The organism is Psychrobacillus faecigallinarum, assembly GCF_014836595.1.
Taxonomy (GTDB): domain Bacteria; phylum Bacillota; class Bacilli; order Bacillales_A; family Planococcaceae; genus Psychrobacillus; species Psychrobacillus faecigallinarum.
The window spans coordinates 832,060-851,345 of the sequence record NZ_JACSQO010000001.1; the positions used below are offsets into that span (position 1 = coordinate 832,060).

At 39.9% G+C, this 19,286-nt stretch carries 12 protein-coding genes; all 12 read right to left on the reverse strand.

The window, feature by feature from the left end; genetic code table 11:
• Window positions 1-64: 64 nt before the first annotated feature.
• The 12 genes from H9650_RS04060 to H9650_RS04115 all read right to left on the reverse strand — a co-directional run bounded on the left by H9650_RS04060 (window position 65) and on the right by H9650_RS04115 (window position 19,157).
• Window positions 65-925, reverse strand: a complete 861-nt coding sequence (locus H9650_RS04060; RefSeq protein ID WP_154311415.1) for a Gfo/Idh/MocA family oxidoreductase — start codon at window positions 923-925, stop codon at window positions 65-67.
• Window positions 926-935: 10 nt separating this feature from the next.
• A complete protein-coding gene (locus H9650_RS04065) occupies window positions 936-2,246 on the reverse strand; it encodes a GGDEF domain-containing protein (RefSeq protein WP_151111234.1) in 1,311 nt (436 codons plus the stop codon).
• A 103-nt stretch (window positions 2,247-2,349) separates the two neighbouring features.
• Window positions 2,350-3,420, reverse strand: coding sequence for a dihydrodipicolinate synthase family protein (locus H9650_RS04070; protein WP_191696624.1), 1,071 nt, complete (start codon window positions 3,418-3,420; stop codon window positions 2,350-2,352).
• Window positions 3,421-4,437: an NAD-dependent epimerase/dehydratase family protein gene (locus H9650_RS04075; RefSeq protein WP_191696625.1), complete on the reverse strand. Its 1,017-nt coding sequence runs from the start codon at window positions 4,435-4,437 to the stop codon at window positions 3,421-3,423. It lies immediately after the preceding gene.
• A gap of 16 nt (window positions 4,438-4,453) precedes the next feature.
• Entirely contained in the window at window positions 4,454-5,695 is a 1,242-nt protein-coding gene (locus H9650_RS04080) for an Nramp family divalent metal transporter (RefSeq protein ID WP_191696626.1), read from the reverse strand.
• A gap of 1,005 nt (window positions 5,696-6,700) precedes the next feature.
• A complete protein-coding gene (locus H9650_RS04085; RefSeq protein WP_191696627.1) occupies window positions 6,701-12,001 on the reverse strand; it encodes a S8 family serine peptidase in 5,301 nt (1,766 codons plus the stop codon).
• A gap of 820 nt (window positions 12,002-12,821) precedes the next feature.
• Window positions 12,822-13,814 carry an ABC transporter ATP-binding protein gene (locus H9650_RS04090; RefSeq protein WP_144540428.1) on the reverse strand — a complete coding sequence of 331 codons (993 nt, stop codon included), beginning with the start codon at window positions 13,812-13,814 and terminating at the stop codon, window positions 12,822-12,824.
• Window positions 13,811-14,797: an ABC transporter ATP-binding protein gene (locus tag H9650_RS04095; protein ID WP_191696707.1), complete on the reverse strand. Its 987-nt coding sequence runs from the start codon at window positions 14,795-14,797 to the stop codon at window positions 13,811-13,813. Before H9650_RS04095 ends, H9650_RS04090 begins: the two co-directional genes overlap by 4 nt.
• An 11-nt stretch (window positions 14,798-14,808) precedes the next feature.
• Window positions 14,809-15,702 carry a serine hydrolase gene (locus H9650_RS04100; RefSeq protein ID WP_191696628.1) on the reverse strand — a complete coding sequence of 298 codons (894 nt, stop codon included), beginning with the start codon at window positions 15,700-15,702 and terminating at the stop codon, window positions 14,809-14,811.
• A gap of 23 nt (window positions 15,703-15,725) precedes the next feature.
• Window positions 15,726-16,568: an ABC transporter permease gene (locus tag H9650_RS04105; protein WP_404814873.1), complete on the reverse strand. Its 843-nt coding sequence runs from the start codon at window positions 16,566-16,568 to the stop codon at window positions 15,726-15,728.
• A 68-nt stretch (window positions 16,569-16,636) separates the two neighbouring features.
• Window positions 16,637-17,557, reverse strand: coding sequence for an ABC transporter permease (locus tag H9650_RS04110; protein ID WP_191696629.1), 921 nt, complete (start codon window positions 17,555-17,557; stop codon window positions 16,637-16,639).
• Window positions 17,558-17,591: 34 nt separating this feature from the next.
• On the reverse strand, window positions 17,592-19,157 hold the full coding sequence (locus tag H9650_RS04115) for an ABC transporter substrate-binding protein (protein ID WP_191696630.1): 1,566 nt from the start codon (window positions 19,155-19,157) through the stop codon (window positions 17,592-17,594).
• Between the last annotated feature and the right edge of the window lie 129 nt (window positions 19,158-19,286).

Consider the following 19,286-nt stretch of genomic DNA (forward strand, 5'->3'; position numbering starts at 1 on the left):
GCTATAACGTCTCAGCCCCATAAAAATAGTACCATTCAAGCCCTAGCTCAATGGTACCCCCCTCTTATAACCCCTTATTAATCTCTTCAATAATCCTAACAATCGCAGCTGTTTCTTCTAAAGAAACTGCCCCCTTCCCAGTTTCAAAAAATTCTACAATATGCTCAACGAGTCCTGCGTAAAAGGGTTTCTCTTCTTCCCAAAGCTTTAACGTCTGAACATCGTCTGCAGAATGAAGTACCGCTCCGAATCGGCCATGCCATTCTGATTCTCCGCGAATTAAGAGATGTCGACCATCCTTATATGTCAGATGAACCTGATGACAATCGTACTTGTACTCGACCTGTACTTTTTCAACACCTGTTCCAAAAAGCGTGACAGCCATTTCTACTAAATGAATGCCATACCAAAAGTAGCCGGGCATTTGCTCCTGCATTGGGGTAGGACCGTAGAAATAGCCGCTACTCCAATTCCCTTTCCTATTAACAGCCATGACTGATTCAGAAAAACGTAAAGCGGATGAGCTCATGACCGGTGTTCCATTTTTTTTACTCAGGCCCATGACCTCAGCCATTTCCTCACTGCTCATGACGACTGGCTTATCGATGAAAACTGGCTTACGATAGGTCACAACCTGTTTGAACCAGTCCAGATGGTTTCTTCCGTCAACTGTTCCAATTATGATTGCGTCTACTTCATTCATTATTTCCTCGACTGTCTCTACCTCTGCTACTCCGTATTTTTTTATAACAATTTGGTAGTAATCAGGGAATCTGTTGGAGCTGATTGGTAAATCCTCTGAGAAGGTCGGAATGGCATGGGTGATTTTAGCACCTTTCACGTGGTACGTATCGTCCAGGTCATTTAATAATCTCGTGAATATTTCACTGTGAGAGGTGTCTAGACCTATTAATCCTATTTTCATAGAGCTCCTCCTATTCCTCGTTCATAATAATTGCAAATACCTGTCTCGGTCTGCCTCGCCTTGAAATTTTCTCCATCCCTATGATTTTGATCAGCTCAGCGTCTAACCAGGATTGAATGATTCGATGTGCACTTCTTGGTGTGATGCTAAGGATAGTTGCTAATTCATGTGCTGTGAATTCATTCTTTTGTTTTCGCTTGATAACAGCCATCGTTTTTTCTATATTTGCAGCACTCATGCCAACAAATTCTGCTTTACTGATCAGTAACTGATCGGTCACTGTGAGTGGGTATTTCATTGGTACGATTAAATCAATTGGACCGAAAACACTGCGATCTTCACGGACGATGAAGCAGCAGCCCCCTCCGTTTTCCTGTGCCTGAATGAGAGCAACCCTGGCATGCGAGCCAGCCTCTAAAGCTGAGAAGCCAAAACCTACACCAATTGATAGAGATACCTCTAGCTTTTTCTTCATCTCATCGACAATTGGCAAGTATTTGTAACCCTCTGTAATTCTTTCAAAAATGCCTCGATTGGTAACGAATATATACTCACTGCTGCTGAGTGCAACGAGATACCCGTTTATTTGCTCTGCAAATTGAAGCAGCATACGGTGAATAGCATGACTTCGTTTATGTACCTGCTGCTCCGTCATAAATTCATGGACATCCCCGGAACTTTCTATAAAGATCCTACCTATAATAATTTGCATTTCCTTTTGCTTTCGTTGATTGGTCGCAAGCAGCATTCGCTCGATTGCCACAATAATATCCTGATCTGTTGGCTTCAGCCACTCATTTACAATATTCATACTTGTCAGCTGTTCACTTACTAGCTTTAAGCTAGTAATCACTACTGTATCGGGGTTGTCCAACACATTCTTTTCATGGAAGGTTACTACATCTTCTTTGTTTTCCATATAGACGATTTCTTGAAAGCTTTGATAGGTAAACGTTTCTTCTAAATTATTTTTCACTATTTCCATGTAATTGTTCTGAATACCATCTAGACTAATATTCGATAGACTCTTTTTGCTCTTCAGCTTATAAAGTGCTTGATAAAGTCCTGCTCCCTTCAAAGGTATATAAAAAGCTGGAACCTCTATAGGGATTTCATCCTTCGAAACTAAATATGGAATTCTTCCCGAATAAAACAAACAATCTACATGATCGATAAGCTCCGTTGTTAATTGCCTAGCATCTACTATTTCATCCGATAAACTAAAAATCGGTTGGATATTCGGAAAAAGTCCAAAGCATCTCACCATTGTTTCTCGAATCCACTGTGGCCCTATAACACCTACTCTAATACTAGTTTCCACAAAACCCACCCCCTTGGAATAGAAGAAAGACACACCTTTTGATGTGTCTGTAGAATGCTGTTTCTTTTCCTGCGATATCCTCTTCCTTACCTAGACATATATTTCAAGAGAGTCTAGGCACTGCGCTTTCCTTTTCCAAAAACTCTTTTACAAAAGAATCATCATTCAGCTCTGGATAAGCAGCATAAACACGGTCTATTTCCTCTAGCTGCCCATCACTTAGCACTTCATGGTCCATCAGGCACCAATTTCCCTTCATAAGCCCCTGTCTTCTGAGCACTTCATTGATGCCAGCAATGCTCCCCTTAAAATCATGCTTAGAATCAAAGAATGCTGCATTAGCATCCGTCACTTGTTGAGCGATGGAGAACCACTTTTTATCAATTTGTTCATTTGCTCTCGCTTCTTTTATTTGTTCAAAAAGCTCTACTGCCTTATGTGTCCAGACAGACCAATGACCGAGCAAGCCACCGACAATTTGTTTCGATGCTTTCTGACCATTCACTTCTGCTTCATACTCTGTAAATAGGTCAGTCACTATATTGTCGTCATTACCTGTGTACAGTGCAATTTCATCTCTTCTAGGAGAGGCGTTTACCGCACGAATAACATCTAACGTCAAATAACGGTCAAATGGTGCCATCTTAATACCGAACACATTGTCGATAGCTGCGAACTGCTCCCAAAAATCGTAGCTAAATACACGTCCTCCTACAGCTGGCTGCAGATAAAATCCGAAAACTGGGATGATATCTGACACTGACATTGTGCGCTCAATCAATTCATTTTCTGAATATTCATTTAATCCGCCGTTACTTAATAATACCATATCATAGCCAAGATTTTTAGCAGTATTTGCCTCTTCTATTGCCTGCTCTGTTTTCCCACAAGCTCCTGCAATTTTGAGGAATGGTCGATCAATTTTTGCCTTTTCGATTTCCTCCATCGCAAGCTTCAATACCGTTTCATACAAATTAAATTGTGGATCACGAATTTCAAATTGCGTCGTATGGACACCAACCGCCACTCCTCCAACACCTGCCTCGATATAATATCGAGTTAATCGGCGCTGAGCCTCTTCATCTAGCTGTTTATCCTGTGTGATTGCCAGTGGATGAGCAGGTATGAAAGCTCCATCGTGTAAATGCTGCTTCAGCTCGTCAGTTAGTGCCATTTAAAATTCACCCTTCCTCTCCTGGAAGTGGGTCGGCTTATTAATGGTCTCTCCATCATTAGCCACCCAGTCAGCTATCCATTCAATCATTTCTCTAATAGAAACGCGTGGATAACCAAATAGCTGATGAGCTTTACTCGCATTGTTGAGTAATGCATTTTCTTGCTCCTCCCCAACAAACACAGGGTTCTTATCGAACAAGCGCCCAAACTCTTTTGCCAGCCAGCGAACTGAAAGCGTCTCTGGACCTGTCACATTGATGATTGACGGAGGCGAGCTCGCATGAAGAAGTGAACGAATCGCATACTCATTTGCATCTCCCTGCCAGATCACATTGACATGCCCCATGGAAAGGTCAAGCGGTGTTTCATTAAAGACGGACTTGGCAATTTCCAATAAAACCCCGTAGCGCATATCAATTGCATAATTCAATCGGAATATAGCAAGTGGTGTATTGTCTCTTTGTGAGAAATAAGTAAACACGCGCTCTCTCCCTAAGGACGATTGACCGTATTCACCGACTGGAGCCACAGGATGATTCTCATCGCAACCGCTTGCATAAACAGGAACTAATGGATAAACATTTCCCGTAGAGAATGCCACAATATTTGAGCCTTTAAAATGTTCTGCTACTCTACCTGGTAAATACGTATTCATCGCCCATGTGAAATGCTCGTTACCAGTCGTCCCGAATTTATTCCCAGCCATATAAATGACATTTTTTTCTACCGGTAACTTTTTTAGCTCCTCCTCATCTAACAAATCACAGGCAATCGTTTCAACACCTGCGGACTCTAGCTCATCTTTCAGCGTGCCATTCGAAAATCTGGAAACCCCAATCACCTTCTTATCCAAGCCTGCCGCATCAATCGCTCGCTTTGCCATTATCGCAAGCGTCGGGCCCATCTTCCCGCCGATACCCAAAACCATAATATTTCCTTCTAGCTTCACTAAGTCATCTATCAATGCAGCAGATGGCTGCGTCATCAGGTTCTCTAATTCTTCTACTGTTTTCATATTGTCCTCCATTCTATTAAGTAAAAAAGATATTTTGTACGTTGTTATATGCAAGATAAATCAACACAAGCAAACCAATGATTCCTAATACATTGCTTAGCCATTTGTTTTTCAACTCGCCCATCACTCGCTTGTCATTCGCCACAACTAAAATTGCGATTGCGATAAACGGAACAACAAAGATCGTCACCGCCTGAGCAAAGACGATTAAATTGAGCGGTGCGGAACCAAATACAATTCCAATAACCGAACCAAACAAAATCACTAAAATAATGAGAAGCTTTACTTTCATATTAGAAAGGTTACTTCCTAGCCCAAATCCATCTGCCAGCAACGAACCGCCAATCGTCGCATTTCCCATAAGCGAGGAAAACGAAGCACCAAACAGCCCAAGCATAAATACGAAAGTTGACCAGCTACCGAATAAAGGCTCTAATGCCAAGCCCATTTCCGTTGCATTATCCACGACTAGGCCCTGTGGTTTTAAGATAGTGGCAGCTGTAATCATGATTAAAAAAGAAATAAATCCAAGCAGGAAAATACCTAAGAAAGACTCCTTCTTTCCGCTGGCTGCGTCTGTAAGCGTCCAACCCTTTTCTTTAACCAAGTACGATTGATACAATGCACCAACTATGGAAAAACTTGTTGCAAATAAGGCAATAATCAATCCCATACTTCCATCAGGAATCACAGGAATAAACCCTTGAAAAATGTCAACGATCGATGGCTTCACTAAAATGACTGTAATAAGGAATGCCAATAGCATCACAACTACCAAAACAAGCATAAGCTTCTCAAGTATTTGATAGAACTGCTTCGCAAACAATAGCCCAATAGAAATAAGCGTAAATACGATGATCCAAACAGTCGGCTTCATATTAGTCACCGTGGAAATAGCAAGACCAGTTCCAATCGCATTCCCCGCCTGGAACGAAGCCGTTACCAAAAATGCGCCAATCCCAATAAGCAGCCCTGACCAAAACCCCCATTTTTCCTTCATAACCCCTATGAAGCTAGCCTTTGCAGCAATTCCAATCCGCGTACTCATCTCCGTGTACACCATCATCAACACAACCGCTAAAACTAATGTCCATACGAGCTGCGAGCCATAAATAGCCCCAATCTTCGAGGACAAAGTCACACTCCCCGGCCCTAAAACTAACGCAGAGGTAATTAATGCCGGACCCAAATAACTAAAAATACTCTTTCTACCGACCTTAGTGTTACTAGCAACCCCAATTTTTGCACCCTCGTTCATTTTTAACCCTCCCTTTAATTGACTTTTCTGAAATATATAATTTTATAGTATCTTATAATTCTATATAATGACATGACGTTAATAGGACTGTTAATCAGAAAGAAGTGGCCACTTTCTCGCTGGCTACTTCTCATTCAAAACCTTAAAAATGGTGAACGGTCATAAAATTGGGCTATCCGGTCATAAAAAATTCTATCCGGTCATAAAGTCGAGCTATCCGGTCATAAATTTCCGCGAACGGTCATAAATAAGAAATCTATCTATAAAAAGCTGCATTTTCTGCTCCAAAATAAGAAGTAGCCAGATGATTTCTCATTGGCTACTTCTTTCAAACTTTTAAAACCTTAAAGATATAGAAAAATGGTGAACGGTCATAAAATTGGGCTATCCGGTCATAAAAAATTCTATCCGGTCATAAAAATTTCTATCCGGTCATAAATCTCCGCGAACGGTCATAAATAAGAAATCTCTCTATAAAAAGCTGCATTTTCTGCTCCAAAATAAGAAGTAGCCAGATGATTTCTCATTGGCTACTTCTTTCAAAGTTTTAAAACCTTAAAAATATAGAAAAATGGTGAACGGTCATAAAATTGGGCTATCCGGTCATAAAAAATTCTATCCGGTCATAAAGTCGGGCTATCCGGTCATAAAAAATTCTATCCGGTCATAAATCTCCACGAACGGTCATAAATAAGAAATCTATCTATAATAAGCTGCATTTTCTGATCCAAAACAAGAAGTAGCCAGATGATTTCTCATTGGCTACTTCTTTTCAAATTTTCAAACCTTAAAGATATAGAAAATGGTGAACGGTCATAAAATTGGGCTATCCGGTCATAAAAAATTCTATCCGGTCATAAAGCCGAGCTATCCGGTCATAAAAATTTCTATCCGGTCATAAATCTCCGCGAACGGTCATAAATAAGAAATCTTTCTATAAAAAGCTGCATTTTCTGCTCCCAAAAAAGAAGTAGCCAGAATCTGGCTACTTCTTTTCATCTTTTATTAGTTAGCAAGTGTTACTTCTGTCAAAGGTAAAGGAAGTTCAGTGGCATGTAACTCATTCTCTATTACATCATTCCCGGATTTCCCTATATCTGAAACGGTAACAGCAATTGTAATTTCCTTCTTGCCATATTTAACGGTAATGATTGTTTCTCCTAGGCTTTTTGCTCTCACTAAACCATTGCTAACAGAGGCTACTTTAGTATTTTCTACTTTATACGTAGCTGCTATCGTAATATCTCTTTCTGTTGTTTTTCCATCTGCTGTTGTCGTTACTTCTGTAATTCTCAGTTGTTTCTCTTTTCCAGGCTTCAAGTCAATTTGTGTTTGATCTGCAGTTATTGTCACTTCTGGAGCTGAAACAGAAACATTTACTGTTAGCTCATTTTTACCGTATTTAACAGTGATGGTTGTGTCACCTGTAGCTTTTGCTCTTACTAATCCACTAGTTACAGAAGCCACTTTACTATCTGCTACTTTATAGGTTGCGGACGTCGTAATATTTCTTTCTGTTATTTTTCCATCTGCTGTTGTCGTTACTTCTTTAACGGTCAGCTGCGCTTCTTTTCCTGGCTCCAAATTGATTTGGCTGCTGTCTACGCTTAGTGTAACTTCTGGTTCTGCGACCGTCACGCTTACCGTTAATTCGTTTTTGCCATATTTAACAGTAATGGTTGTATTTCCGGCAGCTTTTGCTCTTACTAAACCACTGCTTACAGAGGCAACTTTACTATCTGCTACTTTATAAGTTGCGTTTGCAGTGACATCTCTTTCAGTTGTTTTTCCATCTGCTGTTGTTGTTACTTCCTTCACTTTCAGTTTCGCTTCTTTTCCTGGTTCAAGGCTAATTTCCGTTTTGTCTATGCTTAATGTTACTTCCGGTTCTGTGACCGTTACATTTACAGTTAATTCATTTTTACCGTATTTAACCGTAATAGTTGTATTACCGACACCTTTAGCTTTTACTAGACCGCCACTTACAGTTGCAACCTTGTTATTTGCTACTTTATATGTTGCAAAGCTAGTTACGTCTGTCTCTTTTGTTTTACCACCTGAAGTTGTTACTTCTTTAATTTTTAGCTGTGATTCTTTGCCTGGCTCCAGATTCACTTCTGTTGTATTAGTAGTAAGTGTAACGATTGGTTCTGTAACAGTCACATTTACTGTTAATTCATTTTTACCGTATTTAACTGTGATTGTTGTGTCACCTGCACTTTTCGCTGTGATTAAACCATTGCTCACGGAAGCCACTTTGCTATTTGCTACTTTATAGGTTGCAGATTTTGTTACATCAACTTGTTTTGTTTTTCCGTCAGCGCCTGTTGTTACTTCTTTAATAACCAGCTGCGCTTCCTTACCTGGCTCCAGGTCTACCTGTGTTTTGTTTGAAGTTAACGTTACTCCTGGTTCTGTAACAGTTACATTTACAGTTAATTCATTTTTACCGTATTTAACAGTGATTGTTGTGCTACCTGCTTTTTTCGCTATTACTAAACCATTCTTTGCAGAAACTACTTTACTATCTGCTACTTTGTATGTTGCAGCCTTCGTTACATCAACCTGTTTTGTTTTTCCGTCTGCTCCAGTTGTTACTTCTTTGATCGTAAGCTGTGCTTCTTTTCCTGGCTCCAAAGCAAGCTCAGTTTTGTTAGCAGTCAATGTTACGACTGGTTCTATAACATTCACATTAATCGTCAATTCGCTTTTGCCATATTTAACGGTAATTGTTGTACTTCCTGCATTTTTAGCAGTGATTAAACCATTTTTTACTGATGCAACTTTACTGTCTGCTACTTTGTAAGTGGCAGCTTTCGTTACATCCTGTGTTTTTGTTTTACCATCCGATGTTGTTGTTACCTCTTTAATAGTTAGCTGTGCTTCTTTTTTAGGCTCCAAGTCAACTTGTGTTTTGTTTGCAACTAGCTTCACTCCAGGTACTATAACAACGGAATCTTTTACAGTCACATTGACAGTCAATGTATTTTTACCATGAGTAATAATGATCGTTGAGGATCCCTTACCTACTGCAGTTACTAATCCTTTAGAAACTTTTACAACACTTTCGTCCGCTACAGCGTAAGTAGCTGCTTCAGTAACATCTTTAGTTGTCGCTGCACCTTCAGCTGGCGTTGAAGTTTCCGTAACAGAAAGCTTAGCTGTTTTTCCAGTTTCTAAAGTAAGTTCAGTCGGGTTAACAGAAAGTGTTACGACTGGCTCTGGTTCTGGATCTTCGCTTTCATATATCAATGCTTCCCCTACATTACCTGCTGCATCGTTCACAACAACCTTAATAGAATCAGTTTCAGCTGTTACTGGGAACGTAAATGCTCCGTCCTGTGCCAAATTGAATTTCACAGGTTCCGCTGGCACACCGTTTACAGTTGCAATATAGGAAGCTTTTAGTTTTTCATTCAAATCATATTCTAGTCCATACAAATATAATTCTTCGTTATACGTTATATATTTGTCTGTTACTTTCCCTGTTGCCACTCCATCCTTCACAGAGCCCGTGATTTCAGGTTTTGTTGTTTTTACAACGACAGGACCAACATAAGCACTTACAGCTCCTGATGCTGCAATAGCATTAAAGTCAATTGTATAAAGACCATCTGGAATTGTTGTTGCAGGTGCACCACTCCATGGTTGATACTCTCCATCAACCGGTAGTCTCCATGAGCCTGCTGCAAGTGAAGAACCTGCATGTAAATAACCAATGTAACCATCACCATATTCTCCACCTTCAGGATCCATGATATCCCAAAGCTCGATATAGTTCGTTGTCACGTTCCCAGTCAAAGTAAATGTAAGCTCGGCTGAATCCTTCACACCATCTCCATTAAAGGATAGATCAGTTCCTGATATGGCCATATTTCTAATTTCGGTAGCAGTCACTCCAGAGAAGTCTGCGGCGAATGGCAATGAAACCTCTGAACCTCCACCGTTAATACGGATATAACCTAGAATTTCAGAGCCATTTGGAGCTGTTGCTTTAGAAGCAGTCAATGTAACATTTAATACCTGCTCTCCAGCCAATGTAAATGAAGGCTTATCAACAGTCACTTTGGCATCACCAAACTTTTTGGTCACATCAACTGTTACATTATAATTTCCACCTTGACCCTTTAAATCTTTTACTCTAATTTGTTTTGTGACAGAAATGTTTTTATCCTTCAAAGACTGCGGACCGAAAGTTACAGTTCCCTTCAAGTTTTCAACAGTTGCTCCACTTGCATCTAAAACAGCTTGATCGATTGCATAGGCAAGTACATTCGGATGAGCAGCACTATATGCGTCTACTCGACCAGCACCTTGAGCGAACACATCATAGTTAGTAGTGTTCAAGATTTTAGCCGTATTTGAAAGAGCAACCTTTACATCGAAAGCATTCCATGTCGGATTTGCTTGTTTAACAAGCGCCGCAATCCCTGCGATATGTGGCGTAGCCATGGACGTTCCCGTTTTGCGGTCATACGCTTCTCCATATACTACATCTGGGAAATCTGCTTTATACATAGGAATTGCTGACATTATATTAGTTCCAGGTGCACTTACATCTGGCTTAATATCAAAATTTGGTGTAGAAGGTCCACGTGAGCTAGAGCTATTTACTTCATCTCCAGTAGTTTGTGCAGAGCCAAAGTCCCCGAATGAAACCTTCCCTGCGCCATTTACTAATGCTGCACGAATTGCATCCCCGTCAGTTTGAGACATATCAAACGTTGGGATAAATTCAAATGAATCTCCTAAGAATGTTCCAGAGGCATTTGGTGCATTTGAGCCACCAGCAAAGTTATGAATAATGGCTGCTGCTGCACCATTTGACTTTGCATGTGCAATTTTATCAACAAAAGCGATCGCACCACGAGAAACCACTACAACTTTTCCTTGTACATCAAGCCCGTTATAATCCTTAGCTTCACCGTTACCAGGAACAGCGACTAAGTCAAATTCGCCTTGAAGCTGAGTGGAAACATCCGTACCAAAAGTAGTTCCCATCAATTGTAATTGTTTCGTAAGTTTATATTCGCCAACCGTAACATTTACTTTTCCGTTATGCATGACTTCAGGATTAGTAGTGTTACCAACAGCAATTCCTAAACGGGATGTCGCAGGAGTACCCATTGTCCCACGATTTGGACCTGAATTACCTGTTGCAATGACAGAAATAGTACCAGCCATCATCGCATTATTGATTGCAAAGGATCCGCTATCCGTTTCTGAGTTAGCCCCTCCACCAAGTGAAAGGTTAATAACATCCATTCCTTCTATTACTGCCGTATCAATAGCTTTTACAATACCAGAGGAAGATCCACTGCCGTAAGCACCTAGTACGCGGTAAGCGTAAAGGTCCACTTTTGGAGCAATCCCTTTAATGCCGTATTCATTCGCGCCTATTGCTGCGATGGTACCCGCTACATGCGTACCATGAGAAGTATAGAATGCATCTCCTTTCGCATTAAATTCTGGAGTTCCTGCAGGACGTTCTGCCGGTGAAGTTTCCGATGCGTCATTATCCGCACGAGCTCTAGTATAGGTAGATGAATTAGGAATGAAATTCTTACCACCCTTATAGATACCTGCAAATTCTGGATGATCAGCATCAATACCTGTATCCAATACTGCAACCTTAATGCCTTGCCCTTCTATTCCCTCATTCCATAGTCTTTCAATGCCTAGGAATGAAATACTTGTATTCATCTTTGCATCTAATTTTTCTTCTTTTTTAGTGACAGTAGATTTAACAGGCTTCGTTTTTTGTGGTTCTTCTGATGCGTAAACGATTGCATCAGGCTCCACTAGTGTCACGCCTTTAACATCTAATAGTTTTGGAAGGTCATCCGCTTTGACAACCGCTGCAAAACCGTTCAAAACAGTATCGAATGTATATCCTTGCTTCATAGTAATCTTTTTAATGCTAATTTCTTTTTTTACTGCTGTTTGTTGAGCTTTCACCTTATTTCTTATACTATTTTCTTGAGAAGCAGAGAGTGATTTTCCCTTTAGTTCACTAATACCTTTTTCAAGAGCAACAGGTTTCTCGGATAGATGTATGATAACTGCAACTTCCTGATTACCTGATAGTTTCTGTAAGTCTTTGTGAAGCTTCGGTCCACCATTCCCCAAACTTGTTTGCTCAGCGATTGCTGATTTTAACTGCATTGTGCTTTCACTAGTAGTATTTGGTTTAAACTGCTTTATCGCACCGTTTGCCGATGCAGTCATCATTGGACTGAACATCGTCAAGACCATAGCTAGTACCAAAAATACTCTAAAAAACTTATTAACTAGGTTTTTCTTCATTTAATATCCCCCTTTAGCACAAATGTTTTTCACTTTTAAAAGTGTGATTTTGCACCTTCCATTAGCTAATGTCGTAATATGAGGATCGCATCCTTCCTATGAGATGAAGTAACAAACTTATAATTTGATACTTTTCTAATCTATGTGCTAGTCCCTATTTGTATGATTTAGAATGTGAAAAATTAGCTATCTATGTTTGGAAAATTTTAAATATGAGTTTCTGCTTTCTTATGATTCTTGTAGCATTTATGTTAAAGAACACGAATAAATGAAGAGTAAATAATGATATTTAGATACTTCACAATTAATAAAGTAATTGATTTCCGCTTTAGGTGGGCGCTTTCCGCGGGGTGAGCGATAAGCCATCACCGTCGCTGTCGCGTCGTTTTGTGATGTCTTATCTGTCTCACTCATCCCGCTGGAGTCGCCACCTGTCGATTCAATCAACAGAGTGAAAAATGTTCGTGTTTTATTAGAAAGGGGTAATTATGTAATTAACCCATTTCCTTACCAAAAAAGAGGCAAAGTATGCTTGATTTCCGCTTTAGGTAGGCGCTTTCCGTGGGGTGAGCGATAAGCCATCACCGTCGCTGTCGCGTCGTTTGTGATGTCTTATCATCTCACTCATCCCACAGGAGTCGCCACCTGTAGCTCTAATCAATAGAGAAAAGAGGTTCGGGTTTAATTTGGAGAGGAGAACGAAAAAATAAAGAAATGGACTGCTTGCCAAAGTTACTTCAATCGGTAAATGTCTTGAAAACAATATTTTATATCTTTAAAGCAATATCCCCTGTTCTCTATTCTGAGAACAGGGGGACTATTAGAATTGCTTACTATATTGATCGTCATACTTATGACAGCTGACATACCTGCCTTCAGCAACATTGATTTCTTTTGGGATGACTGTTTCACATACATTTTGTTTATAGGGACATCTTGTATGAAAGGTGCAGCCACTTGGTGGGTTGGAGGGGCTTGGTACGTCACCAGTTAGGATAATTCTTTCCTTTTTTATATCAGGATCTAATGAGGGTACGGCAGACATGAGTGCTTGCGTATAAGGGTGTAGTGGATTTTGGAATAACCCTTTCTTATCAGATAACTCTACTATTTTTCCTAAATACATAACTCCTATTCTATCGCTGACATGCTTGACGACACTAAGGTCATGAGCGATGAATATATAAGTAAGTCCTAGAGACTCCTTTAAGTCTTGAAATAGATTGAGGATTTGTGCCTGAACCGATACATCTAGAGCAGATACTGGTTCGTCTGCAATTATTAAGGATGGATTTACAGCGATAGCCCTGGCAATTCCAATACGCTGTCTTTGACCGCCACTAAATTCATGTGGGTAGCGGTCGATGTGAATCGGGCTTAGCCCTACATTCACTAATAGCTCTTGAACTTTTTCTGTTCTTTCCTTAGATCCTTGGGAGATACCATGAGTCTGAAGTGCTTCGCCTAATATAGCACCAACTGTCATTTTAGGATTAAGGGAGGCATAGGGATCCTGAAATACTATTTGCATTTCGCCTCTCATTTTTCTTAAGTCCTTATCATTTAATGAGGTTATTTCCTTTCCTTGAAAGGTAATCCTACCTTCAGTAGGTTCTATAAGACGAAGAATACTTCTGCCCATTGTGGATTTCCCACAGCCACTCTCTCCTACTATCCCTAGTGTTTCTCCTTTGTTTACGTAAAAATTGAGTCCGTCTACGGCTTTTACAAACTGCTTTCCTTTTTTTAGAAAACGCTTTTTAATAGGAAAGTGAGTTTTTAGGTTTTTAACTTCTAATAGAGGTTTATTCAAACCTTCACCCCCTGCTCCTCGTATAACCAGCAACGTACTAGCTGAGAATCGAGCTTAAATAAGGATGGGTTATGCTCATGACATTTTGCATGTACTTGCTGACATCTAAAACGAAATGGACAGCCTTCCTTTATCACCCCTATATTTGGGACATTTCCTTCAATAGGAGTGAGTCGATCATTACTCTCACTATAGATATTCGGTACAGAATTCAACAAACCAATTGTATAGGGATGCTTTGGATTCTTGAAAATCGTTCTAACATCTGCTTGCTCTACAATTTGCCCATAATACATGACGATGACCCGATCAGCCATTTCTGAGATGACCCCTAAATCATGCGTGATGAGTAAGATTGCCGTATGATATTGCTTCTGCAAGTTTTTCATCAAATCTAGTATTTGTGCTTGAATTGTTACATCTAAGGCAGTGGTAGGCTCGTCCGCGATAAGGAGTTTAGGGTTACATGCCATCGCCATAGCGATCATCACCCTTTGTCTCATACCTCCCGAAAGCTGATGGGGATATTCATCTACAATGCTTTCTGCTCGAGGAATCCCTACCTTTCTTAGAATCTCAATTGTTTTTTCCTTGCTGTTAGCTTTCGTGGCAAACCCATGTAGAAAAAGAACCTCACTAATTTGCTTGCCTATTTTATGGACTGGATTCAAGGATGTCATAGGCTCTTGAAATATCATCGAGATTTTATTTCCACGAACCTCCTGCATCTCTTTTTCTGAAAATGTATTTAGATTTTCTCCTTCAAAGACGATGTTTCCTTCAATAGAGCTCGTATTTTTCTCCACTAGCTGCATCAATGAAAGTGCTGTTACACTTTTTCCACAGCCGGATTCTCCAACTAAGCCAACTGTTTCCCCTTGCTGAATATGAAATGACAAGTCTCTTACTGCTGGTATATTTAGCGATTTATCATTTTTGAAAGATATATTTACATGCTCCACTGTTAGCAAATCTAGTGAGATAGTCAACGAATCTACCTCCCATCCAAGAAATATTCATATGCTATTTTGGAAATTTGAGCAATGGGCTCGTCCCCCTCATATTCTAAGGAATGTCCATTAGAGAAGACACAAATGACATACTGACCTTTATCTTCAGGTAAGTAAACAACTCCTGCATCATTGTACATAGCTCCAAGACTACCAGTTTTATTGGCTACAGGCGTATTGCGCGGCAGAAGCCCTCCAATACGTTGCTGGTAGTGCTGTCTATGCAATATATCTATTATCTCTCTTGAACATTTAGTAGAGACGAACTCTCCTTTTGCGAACAACTCTAGTAAAAGAGACATATCCTTTGCTGAACTCACATTGCTCTCCTTATTGTGCTGATACACGACACTTTCCCAATCTATTTCCTGTTCCTTCAAGCGTCTAATGATTTCATCAAAAAGTTCAGAGCTGTATGGCTGATACGGAATCCCTACACTTAAGCTTAGAAGCTCCCAAATAGAATGCTTAATATAAATGTTATTAAGTCCTAATCTGTCCATTGTTTCTTTCACTGGGTTAACCCCACCAAGAATTTTTAATAATTTATCTGTGGCAAGATTATCACTTACGATGATCATCATCGTAGCTAAATCCTTAATCGTTGGCTTTATGCCATACTCCATTTCCTGAAATACCCCAGAGCCTGGCACATAGTCTTGTTCAGTCAGCTGTATTCGTTGTTGAAGATTAATCTCACCTTTATACGCTTTTTCATATAAGGTTGCTAAAACTGGAAGCTTCATCACGCTTGCCGTTTGAAATAGCTTGTCTCCCTGTATATTTACTTCCTCATTTGTTTGTAGATGCTTAATATAAATTCCAAAGTCAGCTTCAATATTCGTCACATAAGACTCTATTATTTTCTGTAAGCTCACCTGAGTCACTCCTTGTTTGATTATTATTTTGATTTTGGATCTAATGCATCTCTTAGACCGTCACCTAGCAGGTTAAAGCCTAGTACTACTAGCATTATTGCTAGTCCGGGAAACAAGGTCATCCACCATGCTTGACTTAAAAATGATTTTCCTACATAGACTAGCGCTCCCCACTCTGGATTAGGTGGTTGTGCTCCTAGTCCTAAAAAGCTCAAGGATGCGGCGGAGAGGATGGCACTTCCAAAATCCAAAGTAGCTAATATGATGATTGGTGAGGTGACATTCGGTAGTATATGCTTGAATATTATTTTGAAGTTCCGTAGCCCTAACGCTCTAGCAGCCTCCACATATTCCGTCTCTCTTATTGTTAAAACTGCTCCCCTGACTACTCTTACAAAGGAGGGAACAGCCGATATAGCGACTGCGATCATTGCATTCGTTAGACCTACCCCTAAAACTGCAACTATTGCAATCGCCATCAGTAAGGATGGAAAAACCATTAGAATATCTATAAATTGCATGATATACATATCTAATTTTCTATAGTATCCAGCCACAACCCCTAAAATGACACCGATCGTCCCTGAAACAACTACTGCAAATAACCCCATCAATAAGGAAACTCTTCCTCCGTAGAGAATGCGTGTCCAAATATCTCTGCCAAATTCATCTGTCCCTAGCCAATGCTCTACGCTTGGCCCCTTTAGGCTATCCTCAAAGTTCATTTCATTTACAGGATAAGTTGCAAACCATGGAGCAAACGCTGAAGTGATGATGAAAAATAGTAAGATGAGGGAGCCAATGACGGCCCCTTTGTTATTCGTCATTTTTTGAATAAAAATAGCTAAAGAAGATTTCCTATGAATAGATTCTGCTGTTAAAATAGTCGAATTTTCTACTGATTTCAGCTTTCTCTCTCCCCTCACACGACTCTTTATTCGTATTGAATACGAGGATCTAATTTGGTATAAAGCAAATCAACTACAAAGTTAACAAGTATAATAATAGAGCCCATAAATAACAATAATCCTTGAACAGTTGGAATATCTCGGGTAGATATTGCTGAAACGATTAGACTGCCGAGGCCTGGCAGTGCATATACAGTCTCAGTAACTACTGCTCCAGCCATCAAATAACCGAACTGCATACCGATTAATGTAATAACCGGTATGACAGCATTTTGCAAACAATGTTGAAAGATTAACCGATACGCGCCTGCTCCTTTAGCTCGAGCAGTTCGTATATAATCCTGTTTAATCACATCTAGCATACTGGAGCGCGTCATTCTTGCAATACTTCCCGCGGTACCCAAACCTAAAGTGATAGAAGGAAGTATAAGCGAATAAAACCCGCTGTACCCTGAGATTGGAAAAATACTTAATTGATAAGAAAATAGTAGAATTAAAAACAAAGCAATCCAAAAACCCGGTGCAGAAATACCAATTAGAGCCAAAGTCATTGCAAGCTGATCGTATATAGTATTCTTTTTGACAGCAGCTAATACTCCTATGCCTATCCCTAAAAACGAACCAAATAAGATACTATAGAATGCTAATTGGGCAGTCACTGGTATTCGATTCATAATCTCTTCAACGACCGTATAACCAGTAATAAAAGAAGTTCCCAAGTCACCTTGAATTGCATTCGCCATATAGGATACATATTGAACGGTTATTGGCCTATCTAGTCCTAATCTAGATTCTAATTCTTGAATAGACTCCTGTGTTGCATAGTCACCTAGTATATGATTGACTGGATTACCCGGGATTAAATGAATAATCATAAACACTAAAATGGAGACTCCAATAATGGTAATAAGCATTGTAGTGATTCTTTTGAATAGATAGGATGACAAGTAAACGCCTCCTTTTGTGCAGATTAAGTTTCTTCTATTCCTTTACTTTTACATCCTGCCATTGGATCGTGCCCTCGATTGGATGAATCTTAAAGCTTTCAAAATTACGAACTGCTGTAATATTTTCTTTCACATATAGCGGTACAAATGGAGATTCCTCCACTAGCATTTCCATCGCCTCTTCATACAGCTTTAATCTTGCATCCTGATCCATTTCAATCGCCGCCTTGTCCAAAATGCTATAAATCTCTTCATTTTCATAATGAAGTCGCTTCGATTTTTCTTTACCAAATAACAAGAAGTTTAGCACGTCAGCATCCGGCCATCCAAAGCTCCATAGCAACATTTGATGTGCTCCCTTAGGTGTTTGCTCAATAATAGTTGCTGATTCCTTCACAGAGATGTTTATTTTAATACCAATCTCCATTAGTTGATTTTGTATGACCTGAGCCGCTCGTTGATTGGCTGGATCATCGTCTACCCATAAATCTACTGCAAACGGCTTGCCATCCTTCATCGCCACTCCATCCTTGTTCGTCTCTTTCCAGCCAGCTTCCGCTAATAGCTTCTTCGCCTGCTCTGTGTCTCTTGTATATTTCTCGTGGGCCATTGTTTCAATTTTCTCGCTATAGCCAAATGCAGCCTTCGGTAATGGTCCAAATACTGCTTTCGCTTCACCATTTAATGTATTATCTATAATAGAATCTCTATCAATTGCCATTGCAATAGCTTGTCTAACTTTTTTATCTTGGAAAATAGGGAGCTTATTGTTCCAGCCTAAGTAACTTAAAACATCCCCTGGCACACGTTCTATTGTCACTTCTGAATCCTTCTCTAAATCCTCAATATATTGGTAAGGCACATTCAATAAAACATCCACATTACCTTTCTTAAACTCTAAAATTCTAGTCTCTTCATCCGGTATAAATCTAAATTTCACGCTATCAAATCCTGGACCGCCATCATTCCAATCAAAATCCTTATACGGCTCATACACCAGTGAGTCTCCGCGATTAATTTTACTTAGCTTTAAAGGACCTGAACCACTAGGATTTTTCTCAAACCCTTCTCCCTTTTCATCTAAAACAGAAACGTCTATCGGTGCCAAAAAGGAAGTGGTCGCATTAATAAAGAACGGTGCAAACTGATTCTTCCATGTGATCTTGAAGGAGTGTTCGCTAAGCACATCTATGCTATCTATGTCCCCAGCATTTGTACTAAAAGGAGACGATTCCACCAATCTTTCGAAGGATAGTTTAACTGCCTCTGCATTGACTGGCTTCCCAGAATGGAACTTCTCTCCCTCTTTCAGATTAAAGATTACCTCTTTCCCATCCCCTACAATCTCATAATCAGTGATTAGACTTGGGACGATATTCCCCTCATCATCAAGCTTCAGTAAGGTATCATACAAAGGAGTATTCGCCTCTCCTGTCGACGATGTTCGATGAATATCAACAGAATCTGGCTCCGACACCAAACCAACAACTACCTCCCCCGAACCTCCTTTGGAATCCGATTGCTTCCACCAATTACAGCCAGACAGAACAAGTGCAAGTACCATAAACAAGCTAATAAATCCCAACCGCTTTCTCCCCATTTTTCTTCCCCCCATTTTCCTATGGCAACTTGTCCATATCGGAAATTTGTATTACCAACAATATATTCATGGAGGTATATAGATATGTCCAAGTGTTAAAAAGTAATTACCACTTGGACATAAAAATCC

Bases quoted from the DNA above. Each gene is read 5' to 3' on its own strand.
- H9650_RS04070 (WP_191696624.1), bottom strand. From the start codon at position 3,420: ATGGCACTAACTGACGAGCTGAAGCAGCATTTACACGATGGAGCTTTC.
- H9650_RS04115 (WP_191696630.1), bottom strand. From the start codon at position 19,157: ATGGGGAGAAAGCGGTTGGGATTTATTAGCTTGTTTATGGTACTTGCA.
- H9650_RS04060 (WP_154311415.1), bottom strand. From the start codon at position 925: ATGAAAATAGGATTAATAGGTCTAGACACCTCTCACAGTGAAATATTC.
- H9650_RS04075 (WP_191696625.1), bottom strand. From the start codon at position 4,437: ATGAAAACAGTAGAAGAATTAGAGAACCTGATGACGCAGCCATCTGCT.
- H9650_RS04080 (WP_191696626.1), bottom strand. From the start codon at position 5,695: ATGAACGAGGGTGCAAAAATTGGGGTTGCTAGTAACACTAAGGTCGGT.
- H9650_RS04085 (WP_191696627.1), bottom strand. From the start codon at position 12,001: ATGAAGAAAAACCTAGTTAATAAGTTTTTTAGAGTATTTTTGGTACTA.